6 protein-coding genes are annotated in these 14,777 nt (G+C 43.7%); all 6 read left to right on the forward strand.

The features are described from left to right. The first annotated feature begins 118 nt into the window (after positions 1–118). The 6 genes from ACYQ0H_RS10055 to ACYQ0H_RS10080 all read left to right on the forward strand — a co-directional run bounded on the left by ACYQ0H_RS10055 (position 119) and on the right by ACYQ0H_RS10080 (position 14,760). Complete coding sequence (locus ACYQ0H_RS10055; protein WP_459812702.1) at positions 119–3,535, forward strand: PD-(D/E)XK nuclease family protein; 3,417 nt, start codon at positions 119–121, stop codon at positions 3,533–3,535. Continuing rightward, positions 3,526–7,239, forward strand: a complete 3,714-nt coding sequence (gene addA, locus ACYQ0H_RS10060) for a helicase-exonuclease AddAB subunit AddA (RefSeq protein ID WP_459812703.1) — start codon at positions 3,526–3,528, stop codon at positions 7,237–7,239. Before ACYQ0H_RS10055 ends, addA begins: the two co-directional genes overlap by 10 nt. 236 nt (positions 7,240–7,475) lie before the next feature. Next, on the forward strand, positions 7,476–7,721 hold the full coding sequence (locus tag ACYQ0H_RS10065) for a hypothetical protein (protein ID WP_459812704.1): 246 nt from the start codon (positions 7,476–7,478) through the stop codon (positions 7,719–7,721). After that, positions 7,714–8,286, forward strand: a complete 573-nt coding sequence (lepB, locus tag ACYQ0H_RS10070) for a signal peptidase I (protein ID WP_459812705.1) — start codon at positions 7,714–7,716, stop codon at positions 8,284–8,286. Before ACYQ0H_RS10065 ends, lepB begins: the two co-directional genes overlap by 8 nt. A 33-nt stretch (positions 8,287–8,319) precedes the next feature. After that, a complete protein-coding gene (locus ACYQ0H_RS10075; protein WP_459812706.1) occupies positions 8,320–13,140 on the forward strand; it encodes a Cna B-type domain-containing protein in 4,821 nt (1,606 codons plus the stop codon). An 18-nt stretch (positions 13,141–13,158) separates the two neighbouring features. Then, positions 13,159–14,760, forward strand: coding sequence for an isopeptide-forming domain-containing fimbrial protein (locus ACYQ0H_RS10080; RefSeq protein WP_459812707.1), 1,602 nt, complete (start codon positions 13,159–13,161; stop codon positions 14,758–14,760). Positions 14,761–14,777: the final 17 nt, after the last annotated feature.

The raw sequence follows: 14,777 nt of genomic DNA on the forward strand, positions 1-14,777 counted from the left end.
CGCTTTTATGTACACCAAGTAAAAGCTTTAAGTTGACAACCCTGCCGTTGTGTGTTACCATAATAATGAGAAAAAGTATCCGAACGGATTTTACTAACACAGTAAGGCGGTGGCTTCGATGCTGAGGTTTATAAACGGAGCCGTTCACAGCAGCCGTGAACGGCGTTTCTGCGAAGAAATAAAGTCGGCGTGTATTGGCGGCAAAAACGTACTGGTAATAGTTCCTGACCAGTTTTCGTTTGAATATGATAAAAAGCTGTATGAGCTTATGGGAGCGGAATTGTTCAACAGGATAAAAACTGCCGGTTTTAACCGACTTTCTGAATTGATAAGCAGGGAGTACGGCGCAGGCTCGAAAGAAAACGCAAATGAAAACGCCAGAATTATAACAATGTATAAAGCGGTAAGAAGATTAAAGGAAAGCCGCAGTGTCCGTTTTTATAAAAAAGCGCTTGATAAGGGTACGTTTATCGGAGAGGTTATTACTCTTGTGAGCGAGCTTATCCAGTCGGGAATAGCTCCTGCCGATCTGCGGGCAGCTGCGGAAAAGCTTGACGGTTCAGTCAGCAGCAAACTGTTCGACCTTTCATCGCTCTATGAATATTACCTTGAAGAACTGTCGGCGGCAGGTCTGAAAGACGCTCTTACCTCTATGGGCGAATGTGTAAGGCTTGCCCAAGCAAACGGTTACTTTAAGGAAACGGAAGTCTTTTTGGATTCCTTCTCAAGCTTTTCGCAGGATGAATACCGTCTTATCGGATGTATGCTTTCTCAGGCGGACAGCGTGTGCGTATCTTTAGTTATTTCAGATAAGGAAAATCTGAGTGCTGATCAGACGCCGTTTGCTCAGACGATAAGAACCAGAGAAAGGCTCAGGCGTACTGCGTCAGACCTTAATATTCCCGTCAGTGAAATATCTGAGTCGGATCTTGATTATTCGGTTTCCGCTCTGGAGCATATCAACCGCCGCCTTTACTGTATTTCGCCGCCTAAAGCTGACAGTTCAGACGGTGTAAGAGTTCTTTCGGCAGCAGATATTTATGAAGAAACGGAATTTGTCTGTGCTGAAATTTCTAGGCTGGTTCGGGAAGAGGGGTATAGATATAAGGACATCGCCGTAGCGGCAAGAAATCTTGAAGATATATCCCCCGTACTGGAGGGAACGATGGAAAGATATGATATTCCGTACTTTATAGATAAACGCCGAAGCGTTGAACAGTCGGCGTTGGTTATTTATCTGAAAAGTATTTTTTCCTGTGTGCTAACTTCGGAATATAAAACCGAAAACATTCTCAGATACATAAAATCACCGCTTTGTCCGTTGTTTGATTACGATATATGCGACCTTGAAAATTACTGTATAAAATGGAATGTAAGAGGTTCAATGTGGCTGGAAAAATTCACAGCCTGCGGCAAGGATTCCGAGCCGTCAGAACGTATCGATCAGACAAGGCGGAAAATAATCGAGCCGCTTGAGAAATTCAAATCATCTTGTGAAAATGCTTGTGCAAAGGAGATATGCACTGCGCTTTTTGAATTGCTGGACGAAATAAAGCTGTCGGAGGAGATATATTCCGTAGTAAAAAGAGCGGTTGGTTCGTCAAACGATACCGAGCTTGAACTGGGAAGAGCTTCTAAGCAGGTATGGTTATCGGTACTTTCCGCTGTTCAGTCTGTTTATGAGCAGATGGGAAACGAAAAGCTGACCCTTCGCAGATTCTATGAGATATTCAGGCTTATGCTTTCACAGATGACGGTTTCTGCTCCTCCCCAGAAAACGGATTCGGTAAGATGTGCAGGAGCAGAGCGTTCAAGGCTTTCGGATGTTAAGGCTTTGTTTATTATCGAAGCAAACGACGGAGTGTTTCCTGCGGACGCCAAGACCGACGGACTGCTGACCGAGCGAGAAAAGCGTCAGCTGGAAGACGCAGGAGTTGATCTTAATACCGGCGTTATTTCGTCACTGGAGGATGAACGCCTTACCGTATATCAGACTGCTGCAATGCCGTCGGACAAGCTGTATGTTTTATTTTCAGAATCCGATTCGCAGGGGGGGCTGAAAAATCCGTCAGTGCTTGTTAAAATGACAGTAAATATGTTTAAGTATATGAAAACGGAAAAAATTCAGAATATTTCTCCTGACTTTTTCTGTACATCCTATAAGACTGCTTATTATAAGTATCTGGAAAAGTCCAAAGACAGAACTGCTGAGATCGTGTCTGTCGGGGAATCGCTCAAAACCTCTGATCTATACAGTCAGAAGCTTGATTTTGTAAAAGAATCTGCGTCAAATAAGGCGCATAAGCTAACAAGCCGAACCGCAGAGCAGCTGTTTTTCAGCAATGATCTTAATATTTCCGCGACCAGGATAACCGACTTTTACAACTGCCCTTTCAGTTTTTTCTGTAAATACGGACTAAAGCTTTATCCACCGCAAAGGGTGGCTTTTAATAATCTTTACAGGGGAAATTTGATACACAGATGTCTTGAAAGAATAATGAGCGTTGAAAAGGACGGAAAACGTCTGTTCAACGATGAATTTGTTAGCTTCAGTGAGGAAACGGTAAAACAAAAGATCCATGAAGAATTTGAACGTTACTGTACGGAGGAAATGGGCGGCGAATACGGAAAGAACGCCCGGTTCAGACAGGAAATGAAGCGTCTTGAAAGTTCGGCTTATAATATGATAAGGCTGATACAGACTGAGCTTTCGCAGTCTATGTTCAGACCTGCGGCATTTGAATTTGATCTTACCAAGGAGAACGGCGAAAGTATACTGAAGCTTACTCTTGAGAAGGGCTATTCCGTAAATATAAGGGGAAGCATAGACCGTGCGGATATATACGAAGCTCCCGACGGAAGAAGATACCTGCGTATCATAGATTACAAGACAGGCTCAACTGCATTCGATATAGCCGAGCTTTACAGCGGACTTAATTTACAAATGATGATATATCTGCTGGCGGTAACTCAGAGCGTCAACGAGCTGAATCCCGACGGAAGGCTTGAACCGTCTGCGGTTATGTATAATCACCTGAAAGACTGTCCCGCCGAGCTTTCCCCTGCTGACGCAGAGGAAGCCGATAAACTTGAAGATCTGATATTTGAGGTAAGAGCCAGGAAATACAGACCTGACGGTATTATGGTAGATGATGAAAACGCTGTCGGTGCACTTAATAAAAGCTACGGAGGAGCGTTTACGCTGTTTTCGTTCAACAAGGACGGAAGCATATCTCCGAGGGGAAAAACTCCGGTAGCTGCCGAATGGTTCGCAGCTCTGGAAAAATTTGCGCTGAATAAGGTCTGCGGACTTGCCGACAGGCTGTTTGAAGGAGATATAAAGGCTGATCCGGTGTGCAAGGGAGAGGGAATAAGCGCAAAGATCCCGTGCAGCTACTGTGATTACTGGGGAATATGCGGAAACGCTTCTCCTAAGAATCCGAGAAGGATCACAAAAAATGACATTCATAAGCTGGAAAGCGAACTTGAAAATATTCTGGAAAACGGGAAAGGCGGTGAGAAAGCATGGCGGTAAAATGGACGGAAGATCAGAGGACGGCTATTGATACCACCGACAGGGGAGTTGTCGTTTCGGCGGCGGCTGGAAGCGGAAAGACCGCAGTTTTGATCGAACGCACGATAAGCCTGTTGGCTGACAAAAGCAGAAATATACCTGCCGACCGTCTGCTTGCTGTGACCTTTACGGTAGACGCTACGACGCAGATGAAAGAAAAGCTTTCCTATGCATTTGAAAAGAAAATACTGGAGGAAACAGACCCTGAACGCAGAAAGTGGCTCCAGAGCCAGCAGGACAGGCTTGCTTTGGCAAAAATAAATACTATCAACGCTTTCTGTCTGGATCTTGTAAAGAACAATCTTCATGAGTTTGAGCTTCAGGACGGAATAAAGATACTTGACGAAACCGATTCAGAGGTCATACTTAAAAATGCGGTTTCGGCGGCTATGGAGAAATTATCGGAGGAGGAACCTGAGGAGCTTGACTTTTTAGTTGAATCTCTTTCGGACAGCTCAGAGCAGACTGTTGAGGAAATCGTTGCAAAGCTTTACGGCTTTCTGCGTTCTCTGCCGTTTCCGGAAGAGTGGACAGAGAAAAAAGCCGCAGAATTTACTGATGAAAGCAGGATCTCAGATTTTATCGGCACTGCGGCTTACGAATACAGAGAAGTGCTTGAAAAGGCCTTGAAGCTTAATGAAAACGCAAAGTCGGTATTTTACCGCCTGCATGAAAAATTCGGCTGTAAGGAATCGGCGGGTGAGGCGCTTAATTCCGACGAAGAGCTTATAAAAGCGTTTATCGGCACACTTGACAACGGTTCATGGGAGGAGATATACAGCTTTTCGCAAAGCTTACAGTGGAAAAGGCTGACCGTCGCTTTTCCTAAGGGCGATATTGCGCCTGCTCAGCTTGAAGAAAGAGCTTTAGGTGCGGAGCAGATAAAAAAGCTCAGGGAAAGCTGTAAGGACTGCGTAAAAAAAATAAGAGCCTCCTGCCGCAGAACTGGTCTTCACATAAGAGAGGATCTTCTGACTTCAAAGAGAATTTTCAAGGCGCTCTGCGGTCTTTGCAGAAGTACGGAGGAATATTCCTGGAATGAAAAGGTGATCAGGAATGCTCTGGAATTTTCCGATGTTGAAAGAATGGCGATAAGGCTTCTGGTAAAAAGGGAAAACGGAAAAACGATCCGTACCCCGCTTGCCGAAGAGATCGTGAAAAACCATGATTATCAGGTTATACTTATAGACGAATTTCAGGATGTAAATAATCTTCAGGAGCTTATTTTCAAAGCGCTTTCAGATACGGACGATCTGTCGGTCCTCGGCAAAAACGTTTTTGTTGTAGGCGACGTTAAGCAGTCGATCTACCGTTTCAGACAGTCTAATCCTCAGCTGTTCATAAATGCCCGGGAAAAGGCGGCGAATAAAGAGAACAGCCGTATCTTGAGATCAGTTTCCTTAAAGCAGAACTTCCGTTCAAGAAAGAATATAATTGATTTTGTAAATCTAGTTTTTGAAAACCTTATGAGCGAAGAGGTCGGAGAGCTTGTTTACAGCGCCGATGAAGCCCTGCAGCAGGGAGCGGAGTACGGAGGAGAAAACCCGGATACTGAAATTATTATGGCGGAGCTTTCCGCTGATAAGAACGGATCGGAAGATTCCGACGAGGACGATTATGTTCTTTTTACAGAAGAAAACTATATTATTGCCAAGCGTATAAGACAGCTTATCGACGAGGGCTTTCCCGTTTACGACGGTGCTGAAAGACGCTGCTGCCGTCCGTCGGACTTTTGTGTGCTTTCACGGTCTAAATCTGCGGCCTCAAAGCTTTCAGCCGCTTTGGAAGCTGTAGGACTCAAGGCCTTCAGCGAGGAAACCAATGGCTACCTTAAAGCGAGAGAGATCGCAGTTATGGTAAATCTTCTTCGGGTAATAGATAATCCTATGCAGGATATGGCTATGGCTTCGGTAATGATGTCGCCTGTAATGAGCTTTACCGCCGATGAAACAGCGGTACTGAGAAATCTTTGCAGATCAGGCGGCTCTTATGCAAAGCATATTTATCAGATAATAAATTCAATCGGAAAAGCAGAAAATGCTCACGAAAGAGAAGCGGATAAAATATATCTTGAAGATCCTGTGCTTGAGGAGAAATGCAGGTACGCTCTTGAGCTTATTAAAAGACTGAGGTTTTATGCCGCCGGAATGTCACTTACAAGGCTTATAAGAAAAATATATGACGAAACGGGATTTTTTGCGGTTGCTTCAGCTTATGAAAACAGCAGGCAGAAGCGTGCTAATCTGCGTCTTCTGCTGGAGTATGCGGCGTCTTATGAAAACAGCGGAGAGGGCGGCGTAACAGGCTTTATCAGATACCTTGATTCTGTATATGAAAGCGGAAAGGATTTCCGTCAGGCGGTTACCGTAACAGAGGGCGAGGACAGCGTAAGCGTTAAGACTATACATAAATCAAAGGGTCTGGAATATCCGTTTGTATTTCTTTGCGGTATTGATAAGCAATTCAATTTATCGGATATAAGCGAAAGAATGCTGCTTGACGAACAGCTTGGGGCAGGCTTTACGATACTTGATCATAAGAGGCTCACTCAGACCGAAACTATAAGTCATAAGGCGCTGAGCGTTATAGGCCGCAATAAGACTCTGAGCGAGGAAATACGTTTGCTTTACGTTGCGCTGACCAGAGCAAAGGAGAAGCTGTTTATTCCTGTTATGATACGTGAAAGCAGTAACGGCCGTTTTGACACAAGACGTACTGTAAACGCAATTGCCGAGGAGATCTCACGTACAGGAGGAATAAACAGCAGAATCGTAAGACAGTGCGGCTCTTATCTTGAATGGCTCTGCGCAGTTCTGCTTTGCTGTCCCGGAAATGAGGCCTTTCTTGAAAAAATGGGGGTTGAGGAAAAACTTCCTCAGCTTGAAACGGAAGCGGTCATCAGTTTTAGGAGCGAAGGATCTCCTGACGTAAAGGAAGCTTCCCGTACTGCTTTCAAGCCGATATATCCCGATAAAAAGCTTGTATCGCAATTGTGCGAACGTTATAATTTCAGATATTCCCATGAATTTTCTGATACTCCTTCAAAGCTTACGGTAACCGAGCTGGTAAAAGAGGAAAAGGAGCTTGAATACGGAGTTAAGAATCCTGAGTTCTTTCCGCAGCTCCCCAGGCTGTCTGATGAGATAGGAAAGCTGAATTCGGCACAGAAGGGAACCTGCACCCACTTATTTATGGAGCTTGCTGATTATAAAAACGCTGCGGAGGACGTTTCATCAGAGCTGAAAAGACTTGTTGATAAAGGCTGTATGTCTGAAAGAGAAGCGGGAGGAGTATATCTTGACGCTGTAAAGAGGTTTTTCGGCGGAGAGTTCTATAAAAGAATGAGCCGAAGCAGTATGATAATAAGAGAAAAGCAGTTTCTCGTAAGCTTTTCCGATTTGAAACTTGACAGTAAGTATGAACGATATATGTCTTCCGGATCTATGCTTCAGGGAATTGCCGACTGTATATTCAAAGAAGACGACGGCTATGTTCTTGTGGACTATAAAACCGACAATTTTCGGGATATTTCTGAGCTTTACGGCTACAGAACGCAGCTTGAGCTTTATAAGGCGGCGTTTGACCTGCTTCTTGATATGCCGGTCAAAGCCTGTTATATTTATTCGTTCAGGCTGAATGAGGGAGCTGAAATAAAGCTGGGATAGTTTTTTGTTTTTCAAACGGCGGTTTAAAAAAATATACTTTAACAGCGGCTTTAATATATGAAAAAGCGTACTTTGGAATTTTATTGATAGGTTTTGACTAAATAAGTGCTAAATTTTAAAAAATAGCTTTTGTACCTTGACTTTATAGCGTTCCGATGGTATAATAAAATTAAGAATAAAAAATGTATTAGTACAACGTTTTATCACTTTAGCGTGGTATATCGGAGAGTGTTTTGATGACTGATAAGGAATTGCGGAGGCTTAACCGTGCAGAACTGCTTGAAATATTGGTTTCAATGAAAAAAGAGCTTGACAGTACGGCTGAGGAAAATATATCACTGAAGCTTGAGCTTAGGGAAAAGGCAGAGGGGTATAAAGAGCTTGAGGCGGCTCTGAAGCATATGTCAAGACAGCTGGACGGGCTTTGTACTGCAATGAATGTCAAGACCGCCGATGAAACGGAGAATAAGCCTAATGGATAATGAATTTCCTGCGGCAAAGCAGCTGGAAGCCGAGCTTAAAAGGGTTAAGGCACGGAAGGAATTCAGAAGGATACTTATAAGTACGGTATCGTCTTTAATCGTTACAGCGGCAGCGGCGGTACTGATCTCAATGCTGTTTATGCCTGTACTGAGGGTTACAGGAACGAGTATGTCGCCGACTCTTATCAACGGACAGCTTGTAGTATGCAGAAAAACCGGGGAGTTTAAGCAGGGCGATATAATAGCGTTTTATTACAATAACAAAATTCTGCTGAAACGTGTTATCGGCGTTTCAGGGGACTATATTGATATAGATGAGGACGGAACGGTTTATGTAAATGAAGAACCGTTGGACGAGCCTTATCTTAATGAAAAGGCGCTGGGCGAGTGCGACATAGAATTGCCGTATCAGGTCCCGGACGAGCGCGTTTTCGTAATGGGTGATCATAGGTCAACATCTATTGACAGCCGTTCTTCAACTGTAGGCTGTGTTTCCGAGGAGTCGGTCGTAGGCAAGGTCAGCTTCAGGATATGGCCTTTTAAGGAACTGGGAACTCTGAAATAATAGCCCGAATCAAAATGGAAGGGAGTAATTCAAGTGCTTGATTTTAACGGCAGAATACGGCATTTTATGAATAAGCATAAAAAGCACAGGCGCTGGAGAGCAGCGGCTGCCGCACTGTCGCTTATCGTTGCCGTTTCCGTTTTTGCAAGTCTGATAATGCCGGCTATAAGTATGTCGTCGGATTCAGTGTCTGTCCAGCAGCTTACCGCTTCATCGGCGGTTCCGGACGGAGCGTATAATTTTGAACCTAATATTATAGAAGCAAGCGTTACAGATGTCAGCAATACCGGGAATTCTGAGATAAAACACGTCGTTTTTAATATAGGCTATGCACTGCTGGCAGGCGACGTAAGCAATACCCAGCCGCATATATACTATAAGCTTGACGAACACATAGTAGTTCCCAAGGGAGGACTTCCTCAGGACGGCAGCGGTAATCTTACTCCGGGAAACGTATATGATAAAAATGAAAAATCCGGTACATATATTATTACAGAGGACGGATATGTAATAATTACTTTTACCGACGAGTATCTGGCAAAGCATGAAGGAGAGGCTATAAGCGGTACTCTAACTTTCGACGCTGACGTTGAACGCGCCGCTACCGATAATAATACCGATATAAATATTTCGTTCGGAGATACGACGGTCGTTGTTCCGGGTTATCCTGAAAGAAAGCTTACCCTTGAAAAATCAGGTACGAATAATGATGACGGAACTATAACATGGACTATTAAAGTGGATAATCCGAACGGGGATTCTCTGAACGATTTTTACCTTACTGACAGTATGCTTGGGCAGGCTCTTGAGATCACGGGAACTGCCGGAAGCTACGATCCGGACAGCGGAAAGTATATTTTCGGAGATGTTACGGATAAATCGGTGACAATAACCTATAAAACTCCGATACCAAGCTCAATAGCTTTAAATAACGGTAATGCCTATAATAAAGCGGCAGTCAACGACAGTAACGGCAGCGTTGTTACCGAGGATGATGTTCATGTATGGGTCCCTGCGAAAATGGATATTAAAAAATCCGGAACTCCGGATTATACCAACAATAAAGCACAGTGGACGATAACGATCGACAACGGCTACGGAATAGACCTTAATGGATTTAAGATAGAGGATTTTGCATTTAAAGCCGGAATGACTGTAACGGGTATTGATCCCGATAAATATGAGATATCTGACGGCGTGCTTACTTTTAAAGAGGGAGTTACCGATAAGCAGATCTCTATTACCTACGAAACCGATCTTGCTGTCGATTCTGATTATACCAATAAGGCGGTTATAAAAACTCCGGATGATAACCAGTCAAAAGACGCTTCGGCTTCTGTTGAAAAGCCTTATGATGTTGATAAGTATCACGAAACAAATAATCAGGATTCAACTTATAAATGGACGATCAAGGTCACGAATAACAGCACAAGCGGTTCTTTAAGCGGATTTACCGTTACAGATGAGCTTGTGGCGGCCGCTGTTAAGAACGGTACTTTAAATGTGGTTCAGTCGGACGGGACTCCGGTAGACTATACCTTGGGAACTGACGGTAAATCTGTTACGTTCGGTACAGTTCCCGACAGCGTAACGGAGATATTGATAACCTATTCTACCGACCGTATCGAGGACGCTACACAGGTTTCAGGAGATAAGTATACTACGGTAAATACCGCCGTACTTACCGACCCCGACTACTCGGAAAAGGACAGAGATACGGATACTGCGGAATATTCCAGGAAAAATAATGTTTATAAAAACAGGGGTACGGTAATTAACAATGAGGAAACCGAAACTCTTGAAATTCCCTGGACTATTACTCTCGAGCAGGAAAAGGGCGGTTTTAAAGGACAAACTCTTACCGATATTATGACTACCGGCGACAGTGCGTCAACGCATTTCATTACTGAGGCTCAGGCGGCAGGCGCGGTTATCGAGTATATACCGGCAGGTTCTTCATCATATACTGCTATGAACGCTGATCACTATTCTATAGTAAGATCAGACGGCGGTTTCAGTGTTTCCTTTAAAGATGAAGAGTTTTTTGATGATATAAGAGATATAAGGATCACTTATTCAAGTACTGTTGATTACTCGGAGGTTTCGGGCGGAGCAGCGATAACATATAAAAACACCGTTTCATTCAACGGAAAAGAGGATAATAAATCCTTTGATTTCATAAAGCCTGACGGAAGCGTACCTTATAAGAAATTTGACGCGTGGTATTCAAAAAACGACGGCGATTTTTCTAATCAGACTTCGGATACTACAAAGTATAAACCCGAAAACCTGGATAAGGTCACGATAGACGGTACGGAATACTATCTGTTTAAATGGTTGATCGAGGTAAATGATAATCATATTTATACAAGCGGTACTGAGATAGTATTGAAAGATACTCTGCCCGCAGGACTTAAATTGTATGAGGACGCTAAGGTAAAAGGCTGGACTGATCCGAGCAATAAATATGACCTGCCTAATTCCACATATAGTTGGGACAGCAACAGGTATAATATCACAGAGGAAAACGGTCAGCAGCTAATTACATTTACTATTAACGGTCATAACGGTCAGAAGTATTCGATTTCCTACAGCGCAATGATATCTGTTCCGGAATTTGAGAAGCTTCTTAAAGAAAACAACGGTGCAGTTTCGTTTACAAACAGACTTCAGGACGCAGACGGAAAGTACGACGAGATATCTCAGACCCAGAGGGTAGAGGTCGGTGTTCTGTCAAAGACGGGAGGTCAGACTAACGGCGCTGCAGGATATATTGATTATACAGTAGATATAAACCCTGATGCTAATGACTTATCGTCAGGAGATACCCTTACGCTTGTAGATACGCTTAAAAGCGGAACTTATTATGATCCCGACGGAACTGCGAATGTGTGCAATGACCCGGGCGCATTCCAGGTTTCCCTGCAAAGCATAAAAATATATGAGGTCGACTCCGAAGGCAAGGAACATCCGCTGCCAAGCGGTCAGTACAGTTATGTTCTTGACGATACAAGACCGATGGAAACCGTTGATGCATCGGCTTCAGTAACTGCTATTTCCGACACTGAATACAGGATATCAGGATTTCTTTCGGAATCCAAGGGTAAGATCCTTTTATACGGAACAGCCGGAAAAAAAGTAAGCGGTACTGTATATTATACTGATTCTTACGGTAATAGGATATGGAATAACTCGGCTGATACAAGGTTTGAACAGCTTACTTATGATGAAAACGGAATTGCCGAGTGCAGCTTTGAGGTTTGGAACAATATTCCTCAGGGCGCTTATATCGGTATTGCGCTTGATAACAATACATGGGATCAAAATTATCAGCTGCCAGATCAGATAACTGCTGATTTTACTAAGACTTTTCATAAATATGCCGCTCAGCTGACATTCAATGTGCCTGACGGTAAACATATCAGGATCAAGTATACATATTACGGCTGGCGTGAAACAGACAGCCTTGATGACAGCGTAGGCGTATTCAATAATATTTCCATAGATACTCAGACAATATCCGATAATGCTGTGCATGAAGATCTGTTTGTTATCAAGGATCATACGCAGTCAACATCTACCGCTAATTCACCTATAAAGATCGAAAAGGTTGACGCGGGAGATTATTCAACTCTGCTGAAAGCAAGCTTCAATTTGTATAAGTACGATGCTGAAAACAACGTATGGCTTGCGGCTTCAAAGCTTGGTAACGGAGTTAAGGCGCTGAGAATTGAAGAATGGAGCGCTGACGCTGCGCCGGCGGTAATTACTACAAGTGAAACAGAGGCTTTCCAGCTTGAACTTGTAGATAATATCAAAGAGGACGGCTCTTTGTACAAACTGGTGGAAACAGAAGCGCCGGACGGATATATTCTCTTGGATAAGCCAATCTATTTTGCTTACCGTGTGCCGCCCGAAAAGCTTCCTGAGGGTGTTGATTCTTATAAGCTGATACTGTCGGACGGTTCGCTTGCAGTTCCTAATCTAAAGAACATATCGGTTACGGCACAGAAAACCTGGGGCGGAAATGAGGCGCATACAGCCGATACGGTAACGCTTCAGCTTTACAGCTCGCTTATAAACCAGAGCGACGGATTCCCGCCTGATGTTAACCTGGATAAAGTCGGAGAACCTGTTACAGTAGCTTATAATAACGGTAAATGGACATATACATGGGATAACTTAGTTAACGGAGATAAGAACAGCCTGCCGGTTTATTATTATGTTAAGGAAATAGGCTATAATGTCGGCGGAGTTGACTATACGGTCGGGGAAGAGGGCGCTCCGTATTCTCCGGTATATTATAATAATGGTATTAATTCCGACGGAATTATAGAGATCGAAAACGACAATGCAATGAAAGTCGAAAAGCTATGGAAGGATCTAAACGGCAATACGATAGCAGCTCCGTCAGACGCAGAGAATATAGTGTTTGATCTGTATTGGTCTACAGTAGCTCCGAATGATCCTGACAGAGTGAACAACGCCGACGGAATTCCTGAGGGATCACAGATGGTGTTCTACGATCAGGTTTTAAACAGGGCAAACGGCTGGAGCACTACGTTTGATAATCTTCCTGCCAGTGATCCGAACAATGGTAATCAGCTGTATTATTATGTAGTCGAAAAAACGGCTATCGAAGGTTTTACTGTAAGCTATTCAAATAACGGCTCGGTTTCACGGGGAACTATATCGATCATAAACAAATCTGATACTGTGGACGAAAGTGTGCAGATGCCCGATACCGGAGGAACGGGAACGGCAGGCTTCTATGCTGCGGGTGCGGTAATTTGCGGAGCCGCACTGTATGGATTCTATAAAAATAAGCGTCGCTGCAAAACGAACGCTAAATAAAAAAATGGAGGAAGAAATATGAGTTTGATTAAGAAATTTGCCGGAATGGCAGCTGCTGCAGTTATAGCTGCAAGCATGGTAACAGCTTCTGTTTCGTTTACAGCTTTTGCTTCTTCAGCTGAAGCAACCTATTCAATTACTATAGACGGAACAAGCGCAAGCCACACCTATGATGTTTATCAGATTTTCAAGGGAGAGCTTTCAGGCACTACTCTGAAGCTTATAACCTGGGGAGACAGCGTTGACGGTCCTGCTCTGCTTACCGCATTGAAAAGCACTAATAATGTTGCTCTAAGCGGAAAGTTTGCTGATTGTACAACTGCCGCAGATGTTGCAGCGGTTATCGGAAAATTTGTTGACGATTCCGAAGAAGCTTTTGCCTTTGCTGCGGTAGTTGCTGAAAACCTGACTTCTCCATCTGGAAATGTTGCAGAGGGCGGAAAAATTGATAACCTAAGCGCGGGCTATTATCTTATAAAAGATAATACAGTACCGGAAACCGACGCCTATTCAAAGCTTATGCTGAAGGTTGCAGGGGATATAAATGTAACGCCGAAGAGCGCTGTTCCGGCTGTTGAGAAAAAGGTAAAGGAAGAATCCTATACTGCTGACGACGGATACGGCGAAGGCTTCAACGACGTTGCAGACTGGGATATAAGCGACAATGTTCCTTTCATGCTTATAGGAACTCTTCCGGACAGACTCGGCGATTATGATACATATAAATATATTTTCAATGATACCTTAAGCGCAGGTCTTACTTATAATAACGATGCAGCCGTATATATTGTCAACGGAAGCACAAAGACTTCTGTTACCGATAAATTTACAGTTTCTTATCAGGGAACTTCTCTTACTGTTACCTGTGATGATGTAAAAGCTATCGACGGAGTAACAAAGGACAGTAAAATCATAGTTGAATATACTGCTAAGCTTAATGAAAACGCTGTGATCGGCAATTCGGGAAACCCCAATGAGGTATATCTTGAGTTTTCAAACAAGCCTGATGCTTCCGGTACAGGAGATACAGACAATACAGGTAAAACTCCTGTCGATAAGGTAGTTGTATTTACATACGAGCTTGATACTGTTAAGATTGACGGCGAAGACGCATCCAAAAAACTATCGGACGCAAAGTTTACTCTCCAGAGATCAAGCGACAATATGTACGTTCAGGTTGGCGCTGACGGAAAGGTGATCGGCTGGACTGCAGATAAAAACTCGGCGTCGGTTCTCAAATCTGACACAAACGGTCTGTTCAAGGTTATTGGTATCGAGGACGGAGAGTATATTCTAACTGAAGAGGAAGCTCCTACAGGATATAATAAGCTTACAAGTCCTATAACCGTTACTCTTACTGCAACTACTTCTAACGGACAGAATTGGGACGGAGCTGCTGACGTTCTGACAGACCTTACGGTCAAGGCCGGAGATGTTAACGGAACAGCTTCCGCCGATACGGGAATCGGAGAGATCACAGTTGTTAATAACACCGGTGCCGAGCTTCCTTCGACAGGCGGAATCGGTACTACTATATTCTATATTTCCGGAGGAGTGCTTGTTGCCGGTTCGGGAATCCTCCTGATCGCTAAGAAGCGCATGAAAAACCGTGAAAACTGATTTCTGAATCAATAAAT

The sequence above is a fragment of the Hominimerdicola intestinalis genome, assembly GCF_054655215.1.